19 protein-coding genes are annotated in these 21,897 nt (G+C 70.3%); 13 read left to right on the top strand and 6 right to left on the bottom strand.

What is annotated here, in order from left to right:
• Positions 1 to 138 precede the first annotated feature (138 nt).
• Genes G369_RS0116615 through G369_RS0116630 form a run of 4 tightly spaced genes read right to left on the bottom strand, consistent with a single transcriptional unit; the run spans position 139 to position 4,599 of the window.
• The gene (locus tag G369_RS0116615; RefSeq protein WP_019655144.1) at positions 139 to 1,770 is read right to left on the bottom strand and encodes a rhodanese-related sulfurtransferase; all 1,632 of its coding nucleotides are present in this window, start codon (positions 1,768 to 1,770) and stop codon (positions 139 to 141) included.
• Positions 1,767 to 2,381, bottom strand: coding sequence for a cysteine dioxygenase family protein (locus tag G369_RS0116620; RefSeq protein WP_019655145.1), 615 nt, complete (start codon positions 2,379 to 2,381; stop codon positions 1,767 to 1,769). Before G369_RS0116620 ends, G369_RS0116615 begins: the two co-directional genes overlap by 4 nt.
• The gene (locus G369_RS0116625; RefSeq protein ID WP_019655146.1) at positions 2,378 to 3,358 is read right to left on the bottom strand and encodes an ABC transporter substrate-binding protein; all 981 of its coding nucleotides are present in this window, start codon (positions 3,356 to 3,358) and stop codon (positions 2,378 to 2,380) included. Before G369_RS0116625 ends, G369_RS0116620 begins: the two co-directional genes overlap by 4 nt.
• Positions 3,355 to 4,599, bottom strand: a complete 1,245-nt coding sequence (locus G369_RS0116630; protein ID WP_019655147.1) for an acyl-CoA dehydrogenase family protein — start codon at positions 4,597 to 4,599, stop codon at positions 3,355 to 3,357. The genes G369_RS0116625 and G369_RS0116630 overlap by 4 nt, the downstream gene beginning before the upstream one ends.
• Before the next feature lie 111 nt (positions 4,600 to 4,710).
• Here G369_RS0116630 and G369_RS0116635 point away from each other — a divergent pair, with 111 nt between their 5' ends.
• The 7 genes from G369_RS0116635 to G369_RS0116665 all read left to right on the top strand — a co-directional run bounded on the left by G369_RS0116635 (position 4,711) and on the right by G369_RS0116665 (position 11,699).
• The gene (locus tag G369_RS0116635; RefSeq protein WP_019655148.1) at positions 4,711 to 5,724 is read left to right on the top strand and encodes an ABC transporter substrate-binding protein; all 1,014 of its coding nucleotides are present in this window, start codon (positions 4,711 to 4,713) and stop codon (positions 5,722 to 5,724) included.
• 56 nt (positions 5,725 to 5,780) lie between these two features.
• The gene (locus G369_RS0116640) at positions 5,781 to 6,908 is read left to right on the top strand and encodes an LLM class flavin-dependent oxidoreductase (protein WP_019655149.1); all 1,128 of its coding nucleotides are present in this window, start codon (positions 5,781 to 5,783) and stop codon (positions 6,906 to 6,908) included.
• 147 nt (positions 6,909 to 7,055) lie between these two features.
• Complete coding sequence (locus G369_RS0116645) at positions 7,056 to 7,883, top strand: class II aldolase/adducin family protein (RefSeq protein ID WP_019655150.1); 828 nt, start codon at positions 7,056 to 7,058, stop codon at positions 7,881 to 7,883.
• Positions 7,884 to 7,899: 16 nt separating this feature from the next.
• Positions 7,900 to 8,901 (top strand): ABC transporter substrate-binding protein, encoded by a 1,002-nt coding sequence (locus G369_RS0116650; RefSeq protein ID WP_019655151.1) that lies wholly within the window; start codon positions 7,900 to 7,902, stop codon positions 8,899 to 8,901.
• A 23-nt stretch (positions 8,902 to 8,924) separates the two neighbouring features.
• Complete coding sequence (locus G369_RS0116655) at positions 8,925 to 9,890, top strand: ABC transporter substrate-binding protein (protein WP_020723110.1); 966 nt, start codon at positions 8,925 to 8,927, stop codon at positions 9,888 to 9,890.
• A 91-nt stretch (positions 9,891 to 9,981) separates the two neighbouring features.
• The gene (locus G369_RS0116660) at positions 9,982 to 10,671 is read left to right on the top strand and encodes a fumarylacetoacetate hydrolase family protein (protein WP_019655153.1); all 690 of its coding nucleotides are present in this window, start codon (positions 9,982 to 9,984) and stop codon (positions 10,669 to 10,671) included.
• Positions 10,672 to 10,781: 110 nt separating this feature from the next.
• Positions 10,782 to 11,699, top strand: coding sequence for a helix-turn-helix transcriptional regulator (locus G369_RS0116665; protein ID WP_026346429.1), 918 nt, complete (start codon positions 10,782 to 10,784; stop codon positions 11,697 to 11,699).
• A gap of 76 nt (positions 11,700 to 11,775) precedes the next feature.
• Here G369_RS0116665 and pdxR read toward each other — a convergent pair whose 3' ends face one another.
• Complete coding sequence (pdxR, locus tag G369_RS0116670) at positions 11,776 to 13,299, bottom strand: MocR-like pyridoxine biosynthesis transcription factor PdxR (protein ID WP_019655155.1); 1,524 nt, start codon at positions 13,297 to 13,299, stop codon at positions 11,776 to 11,778.
• Between the two features lie 99 nt (positions 13,300 to 13,398).
• On the opposite strand from pdxR, the gene G369_RS0116675 reads away from it, so the two are divergent.
• A complete protein-coding gene (locus tag G369_RS0116675; RefSeq protein ID WP_019655156.1) occupies positions 13,399 to 14,115 on the top strand; it encodes a GNAT family N-acetyltransferase in 717 nt (238 codons plus the stop codon).
• 18 nt (positions 14,116 to 14,133) lie between these two features.
• Here G369_RS0116675 and G369_RS0116680 read toward each other — a convergent pair whose 3' ends face one another.
• Positions 14,134 to 14,979, bottom strand: coding sequence for a symmetrical bis(5'-nucleosyl)-tetraphosphatase (locus G369_RS0116680; RefSeq protein WP_019655157.1), 846 nt, complete (start codon positions 14,977 to 14,979; stop codon positions 14,134 to 14,136).
• A gap of 23 nt (positions 14,980 to 15,002) precedes the next feature.
• Between G369_RS0116680 and G369_RS0116685 the strand changes: the two genes are divergently transcribed.
• From G369_RS0116685 to G369_RS0116705, 5 genes are all read left to right on the top strand, one after another.
• A complete protein-coding gene (locus G369_RS0116685) occupies positions 15,003 to 16,316 on the top strand; it encodes a hemolysin family protein (protein WP_019655158.1) in 1,314 nt (437 codons plus the stop codon).
• Positions 16,317 to 16,326: 10 nt separating this feature from the next.
• Positions 16,327 to 17,316 carry a serine/threonine-protein kinase gene (locus tag G369_RS0116690; protein WP_026346430.1) on the top strand — a complete coding sequence of 330 codons (990 nt, stop codon included), beginning with the start codon at positions 16,327 to 16,329 and terminating at the stop codon, positions 17,314 to 17,316.
• 49 nt (positions 17,317 to 17,365) lie between these two features.
• The gene (locus G369_RS0116695; RefSeq protein WP_019655159.1) at positions 17,366 to 18,346 is read left to right on the top strand and encodes a hypothetical protein; all 981 of its coding nucleotides are present in this window, start codon (positions 17,366 to 17,368) and stop codon (positions 18,344 to 18,346) included.
• Between the two features lie 7 nt (positions 18,347 to 18,353).
• On the top strand, positions 18,354 to 19,694 hold the full coding sequence (locus G369_RS0116700) for an adenylosuccinate synthetase (protein WP_019655160.1): 1,341 nt from the start codon (positions 18,354 to 18,356) through the stop codon (positions 19,692 to 19,694).
• 240 nt (positions 19,695 to 19,934) lie between these two features.
• The gene (locus G369_RS0116705; protein ID WP_157773706.1) at positions 19,935 to 21,806 is read left to right on the top strand and encodes a WD40/YVTN/BNR-like repeat-containing protein; all 1,872 of its coding nucleotides are present in this window, start codon (positions 19,935 to 19,937) and stop codon (positions 21,804 to 21,806) included.
• Positions 21,807 to 21,897: the final 91 nt, after the last annotated feature.

Below are 21,897 nucleotides of genomic sequence, written 5' to 3' on the forward strand. Positions count from 1 at the left end.
CGAAGCTCCTGAAACGAGTTGTTGTCGGTGTGACCCTCCAACGTCGTCGCTCATCGCCGGATGACGGCCTTTACCCGGGCGACACACTGTGACCGGCGTGTCGCCTTCCTTTCAGGATGCTTTCGCCGAAGCCGGTCTTCAGATCACCTTGAAGTGATGCGTTCCATCGCGCCCCAGCTGCGCGACCAGGCCGAATTCCCAATCCAGGTAGGCCTGCATCGCCTCCGCCGGCGCATCGGTTCCCTCGTAGGGGCGGCGATAACGGTCGGTGCGCGCGCTCGCGAGGCGGGTCTCGCCGGTCTCGGCTTCGAGGCCTGCTGCGAACCACGCCGCATTGCCGCCGGCCAGCACCAGCACTTCGGCATCGCGCTGGCCGCGCGCGTCGAGCAGCGCGCGCAGGTCGGCGGCCGCGTAGCGTGCGAGCAGGCTGCTGCCGCAGGTCAGCACGTAGCGCGACGAGGGCGGGATGGCGGTGTCGAGCGCCTGCGGCAACTGCGCGCGGATCGCATACCAGGCGCCCGGAATGTGGCGCTTCACGTAGTTGGCGCTGGTGGTCACGTCGATCACCGCGGTGCCGGGCTGTTTCAGCAGCGCGGCCAGTTCGGCCGGGGCGATCTCGTTCACTGCGACGGCAACCGGGGGATATGCGCTCGCGGGAGCAGCGGTCTCGGTGAAGTCGGCCGCCGTCGGCACTGCGTCCAGCACGTAGACCTCCCACCCCATTTGCGCCAGCCAGGATGCGCTCATCGATGCGCGCACGCCGTCGTCGTCCGCCAGCACGATGCGCGCGCCGCGCACCGGCACCTGGTGATCGGTTTCCTGCACCAGCTGCCCGCCGGGCGCGCTGGCGAAGCCGGGCAGGTGGCCTGCCGCATATTCCTCGGGCGTGCGCACGTCGAAGCGGTAGACGGTGCGTCCGGGAGCCTCCAGCGTATGCAGTGCGTCCAGCGCGATGCGGTGCACGCCCGCCTTGTCGGCCACGCGGCGCGCATCGGCCTGTGCCTGCGCGCGATGCGCCTCGGACACTGCCGCAGGCGCCTGCCTGTCGGCGCCATGGTCCAGCACCTGTCCGGCCAGTTTCCAGCCGATCGTGCCGTTGCGCAGCGCGGCCACGGGATTGGGGATGCCCGCGTTCACGAGCGATTGCGTGCCGATGATGCTGCGCGTGCGGCCCGCACAGTTCACGATCACCCGCGTCGCCGGATCGGGCGCCAGCTCGCGCACGCGCAGCACCAGCTCCGCGCCCGGCACGCTGGTGGCCGAGGGAATGCTCATCGTCTGGTATTCGTCGAAGCGGCGCGCGTCGAGCACCACCACGTCGGCCTTCGCGTCGATCAGCGCTTTCACTTCGGGCGCCGAGAGCGACGGCGTGTGCCGCTCGTGCTCGACCAGCTCGCCGAAGGACTTGCTCGGCACGTTCACGTCGCGGAACAGCTCGCCGCCCGCCTTGCGCCAGCCTTCGAGGCCGCCTTCGAGCAGGTGCACGTTGGTGTAGCCCAGCGCGGCGAGGGTGCGGGCGGCCTGCGGCGCGAGGTCGGTGCCGGCGTGTTCGCCGTACAGCACGATGAGCGTGTCGCGCCGCGGAATGCGCCGCCAGGCCTCGATCTCGATGCGCGACAGCGGCAGGTTGGCAGCCCACAGTGGGTGCTCTTGCGCGAACGGGTCTTCCTCGCGCACGTCCAGCAGTGCGGTCTCGTCGCGGGCGATGAGCCGCTCGCGCACGGCGGCGAAGGAAAGAACGGGAAAGCTGGTGGCGATGGTCGTCGTCATGCGTCTGTCGAGGCTCTGAGTTCTGCGCTGCGGTCCCACAGGTTGGGCAGCAGCGTGTTGGAGTAACCGGAGACGAAGGGCTTGCGGCCGCCCTCCGCGGGGTAAGTATGCCGCCGCACCGCGCCAATGTTCGCGCCGTAGACGTGGATGCTGATCGACACCCGGTCAGCGTGCGCGTTGTGCACGCGGTGCAGGTCGCCGACGGTGGGCGACACCGCCTCCACCTGGCCGGGGTCGAGCCGCACCGCCTCGCCGTGCGGACGCGCATGGCCGTCGGCGCCTAGTGCGTAGCCCTGGCTGTACTCCGCGCCGCGCAGCATGCCGATCAGCCCCCACACCGTATGGTCGTGCACCGGCGTGGCCTGCCCGGGACCCCAGACGAAGCTCACGACCGAGAAGCGCTCGGTGCTGTCGGCGTGCAGCAGGAATTGCTGGTAGCGGGAAGGATCGGGCTGGGCGAAGGCGTCGGGCAGCCAGTCGTCGCGCGACACCAGCTTGCGCAGCAGCGCGCCGCCTTCCGAAAGAATGCGCGGCTCGTCGGGCGCGCCATCGAGCAGCCGGCCGAAGGCGCCGACGAATTCGCGAAGAGGGGTCAGGGAATTTGTCGTCATGCGGGGCGTTTCCAGACGCCAGTGTCGGTGATCGCGCGCACGTCCACCCGAACCGGCAGGATGCCGTCGCGCGCCGAGCGGTCGGCAACCGTCTGCAGCGCCGCGATGTCGGCCTCGCTCACGGGCCGGCCGGCCACCGAGGCCCGCGCGGTGATGATGCGCGACGACTCGATGGGCAGCCGCGTGAGCTGGCTGTAGGCCTGGGCATAGGCCTCGGGATTGGCCAGCGCCCAGTCGCCCGCTCGGGCGAGCCGGTCGAGGAACTGCACGATGGCTGCGCGCTTGGCCGGATCGGCCAGCGAAGACTCGGTGGCAGTGATGAAGCCCAGCGCGGTGTTGATGCCGCGCCCGTCGCGCAGGATGCGCCCGCCCTGCTGCAGCGCGATGGTGTAGTACGGGTCGAAGATGGCCCAGGCGTCGATCTGCTTCGAGGCGAAGGCGGCGGCCGCGTCGGTGGGCAGCACGAACTTCACCGTCACCTCCTCGCGCTTCACGCCGGCCTCCTCGAGTGCACCGTAGAGCTGGTACTGCGAGATGCTGCCGCGTGCGGAAGACACGATCACCGTCTTGCCGCGCAGGTCCGCCACGCTGCGCAGCGGCGAATCGGGCTGCACCACGATGCCCAGCGAATCGGCCTTGCCCACGCGCGTGGCGACGATCTTCAGCGGCGTCTTGCCGACGGCCGCGGCGAGCACGGGCAGGTCGCCGGCCATGGCGGTGTCGACCGCCGCGCTGCGCTGCGCCTCGAAGAGCGGCGCGGCGCCCTGGAAGTTGGCCCAGCGATAGGCGAAGGGCGCGCCTTCGAGCGCGCGCGAGGCCTCGAACAGCGAGCGAAGGCCGCCGGCCTGGTCACCAAGCACCAGCGAAATCTGGGGCTGCGCGAAGACGCGCAGCGAACTGGTTGCAGCCAGCGACAGCGCGGCGCCTTGCTTGAGCCAGCCGCGCCGCGAGGTCCTGGAGAAGAGCGCAGACGTCATGCGGCAGCTCCCGAAGCCAGCAGTGCGCGCCTGCCCGCCGCGACCAGGATCGCGTCGTTCTGCGGCGTGTGGATGCGGCTGCACAGCACGTCGCGGTAGTGCCGCTCCAGCGGGTTCTGCCGCGTGAGGCCGTGGTTGCCGCTCAACTGCAGCGCGAGCTCGACCGCGCGGATCGCGTTGCCCGTCACCGTGTACTTGAGCAGGCCGCTGTCGGCGGCCGGCTGCGCATGGCCGCCGTCGACCGCGGCGGCGGCGTCGTCGAGCAGCACGCGGTTGGTACGCAGCAGCGCCTCGATCTCGCCCACGTGCTCCTGCACGCGCGGCAGGGTGGCCAGCGGCGCGCCGAGGCTGCCGGGCGCGCGGCGGTTCAGGAAGCCGACGAGCCAGTCGCGCGCGGCATGGGCCACGGCGTCGTAGAGGCTGCCGAGCAGCACCGCCATCCAGGCCTGCTGGGTGGCGTGGGCGTCGATGTCGGTCTGGCTGCCTGCGTCGGGCGCCCAGTCGGCCGGCGCGCGCAGGTCCACCGCGTGGTCGGCATCGATGGCGACGTTCTCGAAGACGACTTCGTGGCTGCCCGAGGCACGCAGGCCCAGGTGGTCCCAGCTCGCGATCACGCGCACGCCGGGCGCGTTGCGCGGCACCAGGAACACGCCGGTGCGCGGCTCGGCCTCGTCCGTGCGTGCCCACACGGCGAGCCAGCCAAGGCCCTCGATGCCTGTGGTGTAGAGCTTGTGGCCGTCAATCTTCCAGGCGTCGCCCTTGCCCTCGCTATCACGCCGCGCGACCGTGCCGGGCAGGCCGCCGCGTGCGGGAGAGCCCAGGGCAGGCTCCACGCGCAGTGCGTTGATGAGCGCGCCGTTCTCCACCGCGTCGCGCGTCACGCGCTCGCGCAGGTGCGCGGGCCAGCGGCTGTCCGGGCGCGTCAGCGCGTGGTGCTGCAGATAGGTCATCGTGAGGATCAGCGCCGTTGCCGGCTCGCCGCGCGCCACGGCCGAGATCACGCGCCGGGCTGTCGCCAGCGTGGCGCTGCCGCCGCCGTGCTCGGTGGGCGCGACCAGCCCGATCAGGCCGTGCGCCTGCAGCGCCGCGAAGTTCTCGCGGGGGAAGGCGCCGCTCAGGTCGTAGTCGGCGGCGGTGGCTGCGAACTGGGCCGTGAGCCGCGCCAGCACGGAGGCATCGACGGTCGTGGGGGAGGGGTGTTCGGACGCGGCCGTCGGCCGGCGCAAGGGGAGTGCACTCATGGTTTCCGCACGGTAGCGGCCCGCCCGCCGTGCGGAAACGACGCATCCTGCATATGCAAACTCGTTTTTCTGCGTTCGCTTCCGTGCGGCGTCTGGTTACGGTCCGGGTGCATGAAATCAGACTTTCCCCTGGACCGGCGCCGGCTGCTGCAGGCCGCGGCGGCGCTCGCCGCGACCGGCTCCGCCGGCTGGACGCAAGCCGCCGCACCCTCGCGGGAAGCGTCGCGCGATCTCTCGGGCGTCACCCTGCGCGTGGGCACCTACAAGGGCCTGTGGCGGCCGCTGCTCACCGCCTCGGGCCAGGCCGACACGCCCTACAGGATCGACTGGCGCGAGCTCAACAACGGCGTGCTGCACATCGAGGCCATCAACGGCGACGCGCTCGACCTGGGCTCGGGCAGCGAGATCCCGCCGGTGTTCGCGGCGCGGCAGAAGTCGAGCGTGAAGCTGGTGGCCGTCACGCACGAGGACCTGAACAACCAGGCCACGCTGGCGCGCAAGGACGCGCCGATCCGCAGCATCGCCGACTTCAAGGGCAGGCGCGTGGGCTACGTGCGCGCCACCACCTCGCACTACTACCTCGCCAAGCAGCTGGCCGAGGCGGGCCTCACGTTCAACGACATCCAGGCCGTGAGCCTCACGCCTGCGGACGGCCTTTCGGCCTTTGCGCGCGGCGACCTCGATGCCTGGGCCATCTACGGCTACAACGGCCAGCTCGCGCGCACCCAGTACGGGGCGCGCGTCATCAAGACCGGCGTGGGGTACCTCTCGGGCAACTTCCCGATCTATGCCAACCCGCGTGCGCTCGACGACCCGCTGCGCCGCGCCGCGCTGGCCGACCTGCTCCAGCGCCTGCAGCGGTCGTTCGCGTGGATCAACGGCAACTTCCTGGCCTACGCCCGCGCCCAGTCGGCCGAGACGCGCGTGCCCGTGGGCGACATCGTCGAACTGTTCAACCGCCGCAGCGGCGACTACAGCCTGGGCCCCGTCAGCGATGCGGTGGTACGCAGCCACCAGGACGTGGCCGACACCTTCCTGAAGATCGGCGTGCTCGACGGCCCGGCCGACGTGAAGCCCCTGTGGGACCGCAGCTTCGAGAGCGTGCTGCGCCTGCCGGCCGCCTGACAGCCTGAGACCCTGACACCCATCTCCCGCCAACAGATACAGACAAGGACAGCACCATGAGCCAGCAGTCACAGCAACAAGACGGCGTCGTCGAATTCATCGGCATGATCCAGGGCCAGAAGGTCTCGGAGATCCACCCGGCCAAGGGCCCCGCGCTCGACCGCGACTACGTGCGCGCCTTCGCGCAGGCCCATGAGACGGCGGGCTTCGACCGCGTCCTCGTGCCGCACCACTCGACCAGCCCCGACGCCACGCTCACCGTGGCCTACGCGGCCTCGGTCACGGAGCGCATCCACTTCATGCTCGCGCACCGCCCCGGCTTCGTCGCGCCGACGCTGGCCGCGCGGCAGTTCGCCTCGCTCGACCAGTTCAGCGGCGGCCGTCTCGCGGTGCACTACATCTCTGGCGGCTCCGACGAGGAACAGCGCCGCGACGGCGACTGGCTCGACCACGACCAGCGCTACGCGCGCACCGACGAATACCTCGAGGTGCTGCACAAGGTGTGGACGGCGGAGAAGCCCTTCGACCACGAAGGCGCGCACTACCGCTTCCAGAACGCCTTCTCCGAGGTGCGGCCGGTGCAGACGCGCAACGGCAAGCCGCACGTGCCGGTGTATTTCGGCGGCGCATCCGAGGCTGCCATTCCGGTGGCGGGCAAGTACGCAGACGTCTACGCGCTGTGGGGCGAGTCGCTCGACCAGGCGCGCGAACTCACCACCCGCGTGCGCGCCGAGGCGGCCAGGCACGGGCGCAGCGTGCGCTTCTCGGTCTCGTTCCGCCCGATCCTGGCGGAGACCGAAGAGGCCGCATGGGCGCGCGCTGAGAACATCCTCGCCGAGACAAAGCGTCTGCGCGTGGTGCAGGGCTACAACCGCGGCGGCCCGCAGCAGAGCGAAGGCGCCAAGCGGCTGCTGGCCGCTGCAGAGAAGGGCTCGCGGCTCGACAAGCGCCTGTGGACCGCGGTCGCGCAGGAGATCGGCGGGCGCTCCAACAGCACCGCGCTGGTCGGTACGCCCGAGCAGGTGGCCGACGCGCTGCTCGACTACTACGACCTGGGCGTGACCACCTTCCTGATCCGCGGCTTCGATCCGCTGGAAGACGCCCTCGACTACGGCCGCGAGCTGATCCCGCGTACGCGAGAGCTGGTGGCGCAGCGCGCGGCATCGGTCCGCAAGGCAGCCTGACCCCATCTTTCTCCCTCCCCCTCTGGGGGAAGGCAGGGGTGGGGGCAAGCGGCCTCCAACACCGTCATGGCGTCGAAGCCGCCGAGCCCCCATCCCAACCTTCCCCCAAAGAGGGAAGGAGCGAAAACCCAATACCCAGGAAACCCCATGAGCGCAGTTCTCTCCATCGATCGCAATGCGGCTTCGCAGCCGCTGAAGCTCAACCCGAACCCGCAGCAGAAGTACTGGTTCGACCCCCTTCCGCCGCGCACCACCATCCAGGCCGAGCGCCGCCACCGGCAGGAACGCCTGGCGGGCGCCTTCCGCCTGTTCGCGCGCTTCGGTTTCGCGCAGGGGCTGGCCGGGCACATCACGGCGCGCGACCCGGAGCTCACCGACCACTTCTGGGTCAACCCGCTGGGCATCCATTTCTCGCGCATCAAGGTGTCGGACCTGCTGCTCGTCAACTCGAAGGGCGAGACCGTGATCGGCGACAGGCCGCTCAACAAGGCGGCCTTTGCGATCCACGCGGCCATCCATGAATACAACCCGAAGATCATCGCCGCCGCCCACACGCACTCGACCTATGGCAAGGCCTGGTCGACGCTGGGCCGCAAGCTCGACACGATCACGCAGGACAGCTGCGTGTTCCACGAAGACGTGGCGCTGTTCGACGACTTCACAGGCATGGTGGTCGACACCAGCGAGGGCGAGCGCATCGCCCAGGCGCTGGGCGACAGGAAGGGCGCCATCCTCAAGAACCACGGCATCCTGACGGCGGGCCCCACGGTGGAAGCTGCCGCCTGGTGGTACATCGCGCTGGACAACGCCTGCCACACGCAACTGCTGGCCGAGGCCGCGGGCAAGCCGCAGCCCATCGACGAGGCCACGGCACGCCACACGCACAGCCAGATCGGCGGGCCCGAAGGCGCGATTCATTCCTTCGACAGCCTCTACGAAGGCCTGGTCGAGGCCGAGCCCGAACTGCTTCTCTGACCCGAACCCCACGACGATGAACCCCAACTTCTCCCGCCGCAGCCTGCTGCGCGCCGGCGGCGCCGCCGCGGTGGTCGCCTCCGGCGGCCTGATCGCATCGCAGGCCTTCTCGCAGCAGTCCCGCAAGCTCACCTTTGCCTGGAACGCCACGGCCTTCTGCCTTTCGCCCGTGGTGGTGGCGCAGGAGCGCGGCTACTTCGAGCGCAACGGGCTGCAGGTCGACCTCATCAACTACACGGGCTCCACCGACCAGCTGCTGGAGTCGCTCGCCACCGCCAAGGCGGATGCGGCCGTGGGCATGATCCACCGCTGGCTCAAGCCGCTCGAATCGGGCTTCGACGTGAAGATCGTCGGCAGCTCGCACGGCGGCTGCGTGCGGCTGGTGGGCGCGAAGAGCGCGGGCGTCACCGACCTGGCGAGCCTGAAGGGCAAGACCATCGGCGTGTCGGATATCGCGAGCCCGGGCAAGAACTTCTTCTCGATCCTGCTCGCGAAGAACGGCATCGACGCCGAGAAGGACGTGGTCTGGCGCCAGTACCCTGCCGACCTGCTCGACATCGCGGTGAAGAAAGGCGAGATCCAGGCCATTGCCGACGGCGACCCCAACATCTACCTGATCGAGAAGCGCAACCAGGGCGCCTTCGTGGAGGTGGCGAGCAACCTCTCGGGCGAATACAAGGACAAGGTCTGCTGCATCGTCGGCGCCCGCGGCGAACTGGTGCGCAAGGACAAGGCGACCGTCGCCTCGCTGGTGCGCGCCATCGTGCAGGCCTCGGACTACGTGGCCGAGAACCCGAACGAGTCGGCAAAGCTCTTCGCCAGGTACTCGCCCAAGGTCGCGGTGGAAGACCTGCGCGCACTGCTGGGCACGCTCACGCACAAGCACCACCCCGTGGGCCGCAACCTGCGCGACGAGGTCGAGTTCTATGCGCGCGATTTCCGCGGCGTGGGCGTGCTCAAGAAGACCACCGACCCGGTCCGCTTCGCCGAGCACGTCTCCTTCGATCCCCTGGCATGAACACGGACAGGAGCCCCATCCGCATGAACCACAGTTCCCGTCGTCAGTTTCTCGCCCGAGGCACGGCCGCCGCCGCTGCCGTCGCTTCCGCCGTCGCATTTCCCGCCGTGGTTTCCGCGCAGGGCCGCCCGGTGCTCAAGGCCGGCGACCAGAAGGGCGGGCTGCGCGCGCTGCTCGAGGCGGCGGGCGGGCTGGAAGGCCTCGGCTACGACATCCAGTGGTCGGAGTTCCCGGCCGCCGCGCCGCTGGCCGAGGCGCTCAACGCCGCGGCGGTCGATTCGGGCCCCATCGGCGACGCGCCGCTGATCTTCGCCCTGGCGGCCGGCACGCGCGTGAAGGCCATCGGTGCGAACCGTTCCGACTCCTACGGCACGGCCGTGCTCGTGCGGCCCGATTCGACGCTGAAGACCGCAGCCGACCTCAAGGGCAAGAGCGTCGCCACCAACCGCGGCTCCATCGGCCACTACGTCACGCTCAAGGCCATCACGTCGGCCGGCCTCAAGCCGGAGGACGTGAACCTGCGCTTCCTGGCGCCGGCGGATGCCAAGCTCGCGCTCACGCAGGGCTCGGTCGACGCCTGGGCCACCTGGGAGCCCTATACCGCGCTGGCCGAGGTCAGCAAGCACGCGCGGGTGCTCGTCAGCGGCCGCGGCCTGCTGCCGGGGCTGAGCTACCTCGCGGCCACCGACAGCGCCATCGCCGCCAAGCGGCCGGTACTGCAGGACTTCCTGCAGCGCGTGGTGAAGGCGCAGCTCTGGTCGTACCGCAACGTCGATGCCTACTCGGCCGCGCTGGCGCGCATCATCGGCATTCCGCCCGAGGCGGCGAAGCTGCAGTTCGAGCGCCGCCAGCAGAAGTGGGTGCCCATCGACGCGCAGGTCATCGCCGACCAGCAGGGCACGGCCGACTTCTACCGGCAGGTGGGGCTCATCAAGCAGCCGCTGGACGTGAAGGGCACCTTCGACACCGGCTTCGGCGTGGCCGGCTGAGACAGGAAGCGCTGCGCGGGACCGTAGCTGAGTCCAAGACTCGCGTAGTTGCGTCCCCGGGGCGCGGGGCTGTGCTGGCTAGAGTCGTCGCATGACTTCCTATGCCATTTCCCCCGCACCCGTCCATTCGCTGCCCATCCAGGGCGAGCAGGCCCGCTTCCCGGTCAACCGCATCTTCTGCGTGGGCCGCAACTACTCCGAGCACGCCCGCGAGATGGGCCACAACCCCGACCGTGAGCCGCCGTTCTTCTTCATGAAGCCGGCCAGCGCCATCGTGGCCGACGGCGGCGAGTTCGCCTACCCGACCTTGTCGAGCGACGTGCACCACGAGATCGAACTGGTGGTCGCGCTCAAGACCGGCGGCGCGAACATCGCCGCGGCCGACGCGCTCGGCCACGTGTACGGCTATGCCGTCGGCCTCGACATGACCCGCCGCGACCTGCAGTCCGAGGCCAAGAAGATGGGCCGTCCCTGGGACACCGGCAAGGCCTTCGACGGCTCGGCGCCCTGCGGCGAGCTGGTGCCGGTGGCCAGGGCCGGCCATCCGGCCAAGGGCGAGATCCGCCTGGATGTGAACGGCGCCCAGCGCCAGGTGGGCGACCTCGCCGACATGATTTGGAACGTGCCCGACACCATCGCCTACCTTTCGACACTGTTCACGCTGCAGCCCGGCGACCTGATCTTCACGGGCACCCCGGCCGGCGTGGCGGCGGTGCAGCGCGGCGACCGCATGCGCGGCAGCGTGGCGGGTGTCGGCGTGCTCGACGTCGCGGTCGTCTGAGGCTGAGGACCGCGCTCCCGCCGCGCCGACCGCGCCTGGCGGGCGGGGCCGGTTCGCCGGCCCCCGAGTTGGCGTACCCTCGCAGGCGAAAGACGAAGACGCCTGCCCCGATGCGCCCCTCCACACCCACGTCCGTCCGAACCTACGGCATGCACGAGCGTGCCGACCATCTCGACTTCGACATCCGCTTCCAGGGTGCGCGCAACGAGCTCACGCTGCCGCACCGGCATGCGTATTTCCAGATCCAGGTCGGCATCGAGGGCAGCTCGCAGCAGTCCATCGGCGGCGAGGTGCGGCCCTTCGGGCCGCGGCACCTGAGCTTCGTGCTGCCGTACCGGGTGCACGTGATTCCGCATCCGCCCGACGCGCTGTACTGCATCGTCAACTTCGACCAGCGCTTCCTGTGGCCCGAGCTCGACGTCGACGCGCTCGACCTCGAAGACGTACCGCTCGCGCGGCACCCCGACCTCGCGCCCTTCCTGTTCCAGGAGTACGTCGACTTCGCCTTCGACGAGGCCGACTTCGCGCGCATCCGCGGCTGGCTCGACGAGCTGCATGCGCTGAACGCGAGCCGCAGCTTCGGCGCCAAGACGGCGATGCGCGGCATCCTGCAGCAGGTCATCGGTCTGGCCTGCATGCGGCAGGAGCAGGCGCTGATGCGGCTTTCGCTGCAGCACGACGGCAAGACCTCGCAGCGCGACGCGCTCCAGCGCGTGGTGCGCTACGTGCGCGACAACCTCGACAAGCCGCTGTCGCTCACCGATGCGGCGGCCGCCGCCTTCCTCTCGCCCAACTATCTGGCCAACCTGCTGCGCAAGGAAACCGATCGCACCTTCACCGACCTCGTGACCGAGCGGCGCATCGAGCGCGCGAAGGAACTGCTGTCGTCCACCTCGCTGCTGGTGCGTGAGATCGCGCACCAGTGCGGCTTTGCCGACGAGGCGTACTTCAACCGGCGCTTCCGGCAGGTGGTGGGCAGCACGCCGCGCAACTTCAGGCGCGAGCACGTGGTGGGCAGGGGCGTGTAGGGGCTGTTCACGCCATTTCCGGGGGTGGCGTCTGTGCTCCCGCCCTTCGCGGCCCCGGAAATGGCGTGAACAGGTCCTATGCGCTGCCGCGTTCCACCGCCCGCGCGATCCGCGACAGGCGGCTCAGCAGCGGCCCGAAGAGCTCGGCCGGCGTGTTGCCGTAGCCCAGCACCAGCCCGCTGTATGGCGCTATCGGCGGCATCGGCGGCACGCGCTGCATCGCGAAGCCCGACAGCGGCGTGGGCGCGATGCGATGGCGCAGTGCCTCGGCGGCGATCTTCCGGTCGTCGAAGCGCTCGGGCAGGCGCACCGTGAGATGCATGCCGCAGTGGCCGCCGTCGATCTCGTGCGGCACCTCGAAGTGCCTGCCCAGTGCGAGCCGCAGCGCCTGCTGCCGGTCGCGGTACAGCCTGCGCATGCGGCCCAGGTGGCGGCTGAACTGGCCGCTTTCCATGAAGTCGGCCATGGCGAGCTGTTCGTATCGGTGCCCGCCGCGCAGCATCTCTTCGAGCGGCGTCCGCACGGCGTCCACGAGCCGCTCGGGCAGCACGAGGAAGCCGAGCCGAAGCGCGGGGAACATCGTCTTGCTGAAGGAGCCGACATAGAGCACGGGCGCGTCGTCGACCAGCCCCTGCATCGCGACGATGGGCTCGCCGGTGTGGCGGAACTCGCTGTCGTAGTCGTCCTCGACGATCCACGCGCCGTGTCGGCGGGCCTGTGCAATGAGCTCCAGGCGGCGCGCGATGCTCAGCACGGAGCCCATCGGGTATTGGTGCGACGGCGTGGTGTAGACCAGCCGCGGCGGGTGCTCCCGCCAATCGCGCCCGTCCACGCAGAGCCCCTCGGCATCCACGCGCATGGGCACGATGCGCATGTCGCCCGCGTGCATGGCGGCCTTCGCGCCGCGGTAGCCCGGGTCCTCGACCCAGCCGGTGTCCCCCGGGTTGGAAAGCAGCCGCACGCACAGCGAGATGGCCTCCTGTGCGCCTTCGGCGATGAGGACCTGCCGCGGCTCGCAGCGCACGCCGCGCGCCACCGACAGATGCCGCGTGATCGCCGCGCGCAGCGCAGGCTCGCCCAGCGGATCGCCGTAGCCCAGGGCTGCAGAGCCTCCTTCGCGGATCGCGCGCTCCAGCGAGCGCCGCCATGCGGCCAGCGGGAAGTGCGACAGCGCGGGCACGCCGGGGCGCAGCGCCGCGCCCATGTCGGCACGCGAGGCGCTCGGCAGGATCCTGGCGAGGCGCTGCGCGGTGGTAGGGGTGGCTGGCGGCCTGCCCGTGCGCTCGTCCGCCCGCTCGCGCTTCGACGGCGTCGGTGATGAAAGCTCGGTCACGCGCGTGCCCTGTCGGTCGGATCGCACATAGCCCTCGGCGGCCAGGTGCTCGTAGGTCGCGGTGACCGTGTTGCGCGAGACGCCGAGCGCCTCGGCCAGCGCACGGGAGCCCGGCAGGCGGCTGCCGGGCGCGAGGTTGCCGTCGAGGATGGCGCCCTTGAGCCGGTCGTGCAGCTGGCGCTGCATCGGTGCGGCCCCCGGTCCCCTGGACAGCGGGGATTCGAGCAAGGCGGAAGGCGGCAGGGGAAGGGTGGAGCGTGGCACCATCAAATCGGCTTCTCATGGCACTTTTCGTGGCGCCACGTTGCGGCTACTTTAACGTCCTCCGGCATCGCCGCTCACCATCCACCGAAAGAGTCTTCACCCATGTCAGCCCGCCAGAACGAGTTCGGCCAGTCCATCGGCCCCGACCTGCCCGAATGGACGCCGCGCTCCCTGCCGCCGCGCCGCGTCCTCGAGGGGCGCTTCTGCAGGCTCGAACCGCTCGACGCCGGCCGGCACGCCGATGACCTGCACGCCGCCTATGCGCAGGCGCCCGATGGCCGCGACTGGACCTACCTCGGCATCGAGCGTCCCGCCGATGCCGACGGCACCAGGGCCTATGTCGAGCGCATCTCCAAAAGTACCGACCCGCTGCACTTCGCCGTCGTCGACAAGCAGAGCGGCCGCGCCGTCGGCTCGCTGGCGCTGATGCGCATCGATCCGGCCAACGGCGCCATCGAGGTGGGCACCGTCAACTTCTCTCCGCTCCTGAAGAACACGCCGATGTCCACCGAGGCGCAGTACCTGCTGATGAAGCTCGCCTTCGACGAACTGGGCTACCGCCGCTACGAGTGGAAGTGCGACAACTTCAACGAGCCTTCCAAGCGCGCGGCGCTGCGGCTGGGCTTCAGGTACGAGGGGCTGTTCCGCCAGGCGGTGATCTACAAGGGCCGGGGCCGCGACACGGCGTGGTTCTCGATCATCGACGGCGAGTGGCCTGCGCTGCGCACGGCCTTCGAGCGCTGGCTGGCGCCGGACAACTTCGATGCGCAGGGGCGGCAGCGCATGTCGCTGGACAAGTTCCGGCTGCCGTCCGCCTGACGCGCGGGGCGCGTCAGGCTACTTGCCGGGCTTCTGCGACTGCTCGCACTCGACCTGGATCAGCTCGCGCTCATCCAGCGTCGCGCCGATGCGCACCGCGCTCAGGCAGCCGCCCCACACGCAGCCGGTGTCGGTGGAGAGAAGGTCGGGCCGCGAGAGCCAGCCCAGCGTCGACCAGTGGCCGAAGGCGAGGGTGGCGTTCGAAGTCCTGCGACCGGGCACGTCGAACCAGGGCATGTAGCCCTCGGGGGCGTTGGAGGCACTGTCCGTGACGTCGAAGTCCATCACGCCGTCGGCCGTGCAGAAGCGCAGCCGCGTCAGCGCGTTGACGATGGCGCGCAGGCGGGCGCTGCCGGTGAGGGTGTCCTGCCACTGCGCCGGCTCGTTGCCGTACATCGACATCATGAATTCGCCCAGCGCGGGTCCGCGCAGCACCGATTCGACCTCGGAGGCCAGCACCAGCGCGTCGCCCACCGTCCATTGCGGCAGTACGCCCGCATGCACCATCAGCAGGTCGCCGCTGCCGATGCGCATGTGCAGCGCCATGTGCTGGTTGCGCAGCCAGTCGAGCAGTTCCTCGGCATCCGGGGCGGCAAGAAGCTCGGCGAGGGTGTCCTTGCGGCCGGCCTTGCGCGCGCCGTGCGCCACGCCCAGCAGGTGCAGGTCGTGGTTGCCCAGCAGGCTCGTCGCGGAGGCACCGTAGCCCCGTATGCGGCGCAGCACGGCCAGCGAATCGGGCCCGCGGTTCACCAGGTCGCCCAGCAGCACGAGGGTGTCGCGGCTGGGGGAGAAATCGATCTTCTGCAGCAGCCGCTGGAAGGGGGCGTCGCAGCCCTGCAGGTCGCCAATCAAGTAAAGTGCCATTCCCCCATTCTCTCCCTCAGTTCATGGATGTCTTCCTCCTGGCCTTGCTGACCACGCTGAACGCGTTGTTCGCAATGTCCGAAATGGCCCTTTCCACCAGCCGGCGTGCACGTCTCGCGGCATTGGCCGAAACGGGAGACGCCGGGGCCGTGGCCGCGCTGAAGCTGATGGAGTCGCCCACGCAGTTCCTCTCGACGGTGCAGATCGGCATCACCTCCATCGGCATGCTCAGCGGCATCGTGGGCGAGGCGGCCTTCGCCGAGCCGCTCGGCGTGTGGATGGAAGGCCTGGGCATGGGCCGGGGCACCGCCAGCATCGTGTCGACCGCGGTCGTCGTCACCTGCATCACCTTCTTCACCATCATCTTCGGCGAGCTGGTGCCCAAGCGCATCGGCCAGCTCTACCCCGAGCCGGTGGCGCGCTGGGTGTCCCGCCCGATGCGCGGCCTGGCCAAGGGCGCGAAGCCCTTCGTGTGGCTGCTGGCCGGCGCCACCGCCGCCACGCTGAAGGTGCTGCGCATCGACGCCAACGCGGCCCGCTCGGTGACCGAGGAAGAGATCTCCGCGAGTCTCGAAGAGGGCGTGGACGCCGGCGTCATCGAGCAGCACGAGCACCAGATGGTGCGCAACGTGTTCCACCTCGACGACAGGCGCCTGTCGTCGCTGATGATCCCGCGTGCCGACATCGAGTGGCTCGACGCATCGTTCACCGTGCAGCAGGCTTTGCAGAAGGTGGCCAACGCGGCCGCGCTCAACCTCGTGCATTCCTGGTACCCCGTGTGCCGCAATTCGCTCGACGACGTGGTCGGCGTGGTCAGTGTGGCGCACCTGCTGCGCCTGGGGCCCGCGCACACCGGCGTGCTGGGCCAGGAGGCATCGCCCGCCGTGTTCGTGCCCGAGACGCTCACCGGCATGGAGCTGCTGGAACAGTTCCGCGCTCGTGCCGGCCGGCTCGTGTTCGTGGTCGACGAATACGGCGTGGTGCAGGGTCTCATGACCCCGCGCGACCTGCTCGAAGCCATCACCGGCGAGCTGCAGCCCGGCATGCAGACCGACGCCTGGGCGCATCAGCGTGCCGATGGCCTGTGGGAGCTCGACGGGCTCATGCCGGTGTCGGAACTGCGCGCGCGCCTCGGCATCCGCGAGCTGCCCGACGAGGAGCGCGGCCGCTACAACACCGTGGCCGGCCTGCTGATGGCCGTGTCGGGCCACCTGCCGGAGGTGGGCGAGCAGATCGACTGCGCCGGCTGGTGCTTCGAGATCCTCGCGCTGGAAGGCCGCCGCATCGACCGCGTGCTGGCCTCGCCCGATCCGAGCGCGCAGCCCAAGGAAGAGTAGGGCGCGGGCCATGCTGTCGCTGCAGGCTCTCAGCTGCCCCCAGTGCTCTGCGCCACTGCCGCGCGCCGCCCGCTGGCGCACGGTGAACTGCAGCTACTGCGGCGCCACCGTGGTGCGCGGCCAGGAGATCGTCGAGCGAGAGAGCTTCCGCGCCGCGTGGCGCCGGGCCAATGCCGACGTGCCCGGCGGGCGTGTCCTCGCATGGCGGGGCGCGCGCTATCGCGTGCTCGCGCCGTTGGCCACCGGCGAGCACGCCGAGGTGCTGCTGGCCCAGCGCCTGGGCGCGATGCCCGAGCGGGTCACCTTCAAGCTCGCGCGCGAGAGTTCGGCCGACGGCGTGCTTCAGCGCGAATTCACCGTGCTGCAGGCGCTGCAGGATCTTTCCGTGCCGGGCGCCGCCTACTTCACCCGCCGCCTGCCGCAGCCGCTGGGCATCGGCGTGGCCGAAGGAATGGCCAGTGCGATGGGCGAGGGCTCGCGCCAGGCGCTGGTGCTGCGGCATCCGACCGGCTTCTGGGGCAGCCTGCACGACGTGCAGCAGGCCAACGCGCAGGGCATCGACCCGCGCCACGCCGTGTGGCTCTGGCGCCGCATGCTGGAGGTGCTGGTCTTCGTGCACGGCGCCGGCTGGACGCACCGCGACCTGTCGCCCGCGCATGCGCTGGTGCATCCGCGCGACCATGGCGTGCTGCTGATCGGCTGGTCTCGCGCGCAGCAGGCCGGCGGCGCCGCGCACGAAGCGGCGGTCGCTCGCGACCTGATGCAAGCCGCCTGGGCCGTGCGTGCCGTGCTGCACGGCGGCGCGGCCGGCGAGCCCGGCCTGGGCCTTCACACCCCGGCGCCGCTCGCGGCCCTGCTGCGCGAATGCAGCGAGGACGCGGCCGCCTGCCACCGCCTCGGCGCGCAAGGCATCGAGCAGGCGCTGTCGGCGGCCTCGCGCGAAGCCTTCGGTGCACCGAGGTTCGTCCACTTCGATCCTGCGCCGCGCGCCGCCGCCTGAGCGCCGCAACGCCAGGAACTACAACCAGTCACAGAGGAGAGCACAACCCATGGGCTACGGAAACTACTCGCATGCCGCCCACACGGCACTGATCGCGGACCGCGCCGCGAGGCCCGGCGCGGAGGTCTTCACGCAGCGCTCCACCCATCCGCTGATGAACCCGCACGGGCTCAAGGTGCGCGAGTCGCGCGACAACGCCGACCATCCGAACTCGCTGGGCATCGCCTTCGCACTCGACGTGACGGGCTCCATGGGCGACATCCCGCAGATCCTCGCGCGCCGCGAGCTGCCCACCTTCATGAAGCTGCTGACCGACTGCGGCGTGGCGGACCCGCAGCTCATGTTCATGGCCATCGGCGACGCCAACTCCGACCACGCGCCGCTGCAGGTCGGCCAGTTCGAATCGACCGCCAACCTCATGGACCAGTGGCTCACCTGGAGCTACCTGGAAGGCGGTGGCGGCGGCACCGGCGAGGAAAGCTACGAGCTCGCCTTCTACGTCATAGCGCAGCACACCGACATGGACTGCTGGGTGAAGCGCAGGAAGCGCGGCTACCTGTTCGTGACGGGCGACGAGCTGCCGTACCCCGCGGTCTCGCGCCATCAGGTCGAAGCGCTCATCGGCGAGAAGCTCGACGAGGACATTCCCATCGAGGAAGTCATCGCCGCCGCGGCCGAGACCACGAACCTGTTCTTCCTGATTCCCGACGCGCAGCGCCGCCGCCGCTGCGAGGGCCGCTGGCGCGAGCTGCTGGGCGATCACGTCATCTGCATGGACTCGCCCGACGACGCCTGCGCCGTGGCGGCCGGCATCGTCGCCCTCACCGAGAAGGCCGTGCCCAGCCTGGACGCGCTGGCTGGCGTGATGAGCGCCACCGGCATGGGGAAGGAGCGCGTCGGCGGCGTGTTGCACGCGCTCGACGCCTATGCCGCGCTGCTCGACCCCAACGCACCTCGCCACGCGACGCCCAGCGTGGCGGCAGCCGCGTCCGGCGCGCGCTCGTCTTGGTGGAAGCGGCTGTTCGGCTGACGGCCGTGTGACGGCTCACGCTTCCACGCACTACGTCTCGCTGCTGGGCCTCGGCTTCGGGGACTGCGGCAAGGGGCTCTTCACCGACCACTTCGGCGCCGCGCCGGGCGCCCACACCGTGGTGCGCTTCAACGGCGGCGCGCAGGCCGGCCACAACGTCGTGCTGGCCGACGGCCGCCACCACACCTTCTCGCAGTTCGGCGCCGGCAGCTTCCATGCCGGCATGGGCACGGTGCTCGCGAGCCCGGTGGTCGTGCACCCCACCGCGCTGCGCGTCGAGGAAGCCGCGCTGCGCCGGGTCGGCGTGCAGGACGCTTTTGCACGACTGTCGATCGACTCGCGCTGCCGCGTGACCACGCCGTTCCACCAGGCGGCAGGTCGGCTGCGTGAATTGGAGCGGGGCGAGGCTGCGCACGGCAGCTGCGGCGTCGGCGTGGGCGAGACCGTGCGGCAGGCGCTGGCCTCGCCCGACGAAGCGTTGCGCTATGGCGACCTGCGCAGCACCGCCCGCACGCTCGAGAAGATCGAGGCGCTGCGCACCGCGCTGCTGCGCGAGTTCGAGGCCAGCCCGGCGCTGCACCATGCCGATGCCGCACAGGAAATCGCCATGCTGCGCGACGGCACGCTGGCGCGCCGCTGGCTCGAGGCGGCAGCGCCCTGCGTGGCGCAGTCGCCGCCCGCGGACATCGACCGCATCGCGCAGCGCCTCGCGATGCCCGGCACCGTGATCTTCGAGGGCGCCCAGGGTGTGCTGCTCGACGAATGGCGAGGCTTCCATCCGCACACCACCTGGAGCACCATTTCCACCGCTGCCGTCGAGGCCGTGCTGCACGACGCCGGCATCGACGCCCCCGTGCAGCACCTCGGCGTGCTGCGCACCTACCTCACCCGCCACGGCGCCGGCCCGCTGCCCACGCACGACCCCTTGCTCGACGCGCGACTGGCCGAGCCGCACAACGCCGACGAAGGCTGGCAGGGCGCGTTCCGCAGGGGCCACCCCGATGCGGTGCTGCTGCGCTACGCGCTCGATGTGGCCGGAACGCTCGACGGGCTGGTGGTGAGCCACCTCGACGCCATCGAGGGAGCGGGGCTGCGCTGGTGCTCGGGCTATCGCAGGGCAGACGCGGGCCGGATCGCGTCGCTGCCGTTCGGGGGCGTACGCGACCTCGATCATCAGCAGGCGCTGACGCAGCTGCTGCGAAGCGCCGAGCCCATCTACGAGCCGCACCTCATCGCCACGCCGCACGCGTGGGTGGAACACGCGGAGGCGCTGAGCGGCCTGCCGGTTCGCTTCGGCTCTTTCGGGCCGACGCGGGAGAGCGTCCGGGGGCGAAAGCATCTGCCCTGATCGAGGACACAGGTGGGTCGGCCGGCAGCGGCATGCGACCTATCCATGCGGGGCAAGAAAGCGGGTTCTATGGCAACAAGCCCCCGCGTCCGAGGCTTCGGACATGCCGGCCGACATCTCTGCGAGCCTTTTGCCGACTCGTCGGGATGTGACTTTGTGCATCAATTTCTTACAATGCGTTGCGTTCCGTTTCGCCGGTGCAACCCAAATCGCGCCTTCGTACATTCACCGCGTCCGTCCATGCCTTCTTCCAGACTTGCCTACAGCCTCGCTCGCAACGTCCGCCTGACCGCAGGCCTGATTTCCGCTCTGGCGTTGGCCGCGTGTGGCGGTGGCGGAGGTGGCGCGGGCAACGCGGCATTCTTCGTTCCCCCTGCACAGCAGCCCGCCACGCCTGCGCCCGCCGACACATCCGGCAAATCCACGGTGCTGATGCGGGTCAAGCCGGAGGCGGTCGGCGTCAACTGCACCTTGGGCGGCGCACGTGTCGAGGCCGGCCTGGACGCCGACGCCAATCACGTGCTCGCGGACAGCGAAGTCACGTCCACCCAGTACATCTGCAACGCCACTGCCGGGGTGGATGGCCTCAGCACGCTGGTGCGCATGCGGGCCGAGCCCGCCGGCAGCAACTGCGCGCAGGGCGGCTCGCAGGTGCTGGCCGGCAAGGACCTGAACCGCAACGACGTGCTCGAGGATTCGGAGGTGACCAGTTCGGCCTACGTCTGCGGCGGTGCGCCGGGTGCGACGGGCGCCGCGGGGTCGAGTGGCCGCGACAGCCTGCTCGCATTCGCCGCCGAAGCGCCGGGCGGCACCTGCACCTATGGCGGTCAACGAGTGCAGTCCGGGCTGGACCTGAATGCCAACGGCGTGCTCGACGCCGCAGAGGTCACGGCCACGGCCTACGTGTGCGCGGCCGCGCCGGCCGATACGCGCTGGGTCAGCGTCACCGCATCGAGTGTCCAGACCGAGTCGAACACCGGCTATCAGGCGAATTCGGGCACCGGCGTCACGCTCACCCTTCCGCCCGCGCCCACGGTGGGCGACTGGATCAAGGTGGTGGGGGTGGGCAGCGGCGGGTGGACCATCGCGCAGAACGCGGGGCAGCGCATCGACACGCGCGGCCTGCCCGGCGGAACGGACTTCGACTGGCGCTCGGTGGCGCCCGCCGGTAGCTGGGTCGGCCTGGCCTCGTCCGCTGATGCCACCCACCTGGCGGCAGTATCCAGCATCGGCGAGCTGTACACCTCGATCGATTCCGGGGCGAGCTGGGTCCTGCGCCTGCCGGTACAGACCTGGAGTGGCATCGCTTCTTCCAGCGATGGCCTTAAGCTGCTCGCTGCAGTCAACGGCGGCGCGCTTTTCCGTTCGACCGACGGCGGCGATACGTGGACCAACGACGGCTCGTCCCGAGCCTGGACCGCGGTGGCCAGTTCCGCCGACGGGTCGCGCCTGGTCGCGACCGCCTACCTCGGGCAGATCTGGACCTCGGCGGACGGCGGCAGCAGCTGGACGGCGCGCGAGTCGAGCCGCGCCTGGCGCTCCGTGGCTTCTTCGGCCGATGGCCGGGTTCTGGTGGCGGGCACCAATGGCGGGCAGCTGTATGTCTCGACCGACTATGGCGTGAGCTGGACCGCACGCGCGAATGGCCAGTTCTGGTGGTCGGTGGCAGCGTCTGCCGACGGCAGCATCCTGTACGCCACCGTGGACACGGGCGCTGTCTGGGTTTCCACCGATTCGGGTACCACATGGGGCGCGCAGAGCGTCAACCGGGACTGGCGAGGCATCGCCACGTCCGCCGACGGCCGCTACGTCGTGGCCGCCACCAGCGGTGGCAGCCTCTACGAGTCCAGCGACCGTGGCCAGATCTGGCACGCGACCAGCGATGGCGGTGCCTGGACTGCGGTTGCGAGCAGTGCCGACGGCGTGAAGGTGACTGCTGCCAAGTCGGGCTCGACCATCCAGCTCGGCACGCGTCGCACGTCGACCACCCTCGGCATCGCCGGGTCGATTTCCGGAGGCCAACAGGATTCGCTGGAGCTGCAATACGTGGGGGGCGGCGTCTTCATGCCCGTTGGCTACGTGTTGGCCAATCTGGCGTTCGTGGTTCGCTGAGTCCGCTTGGCGATGCTGAAGCCCGGTAGCTGACCGACGTCAGTGCGTGACGACCGGGACGGACCGAATACGGCAATATCGTTCCAGCGCT

The sequence above is a fragment of the Variovorax atrisoli 110B genome (genome assembly GCF_000382045.1).
Classification (GTDB): Bacteria; Pseudomonadota; Gammaproteobacteria; order Burkholderiales; family Burkholderiaceae_C; genus Variovorax; species Variovorax atrisoli.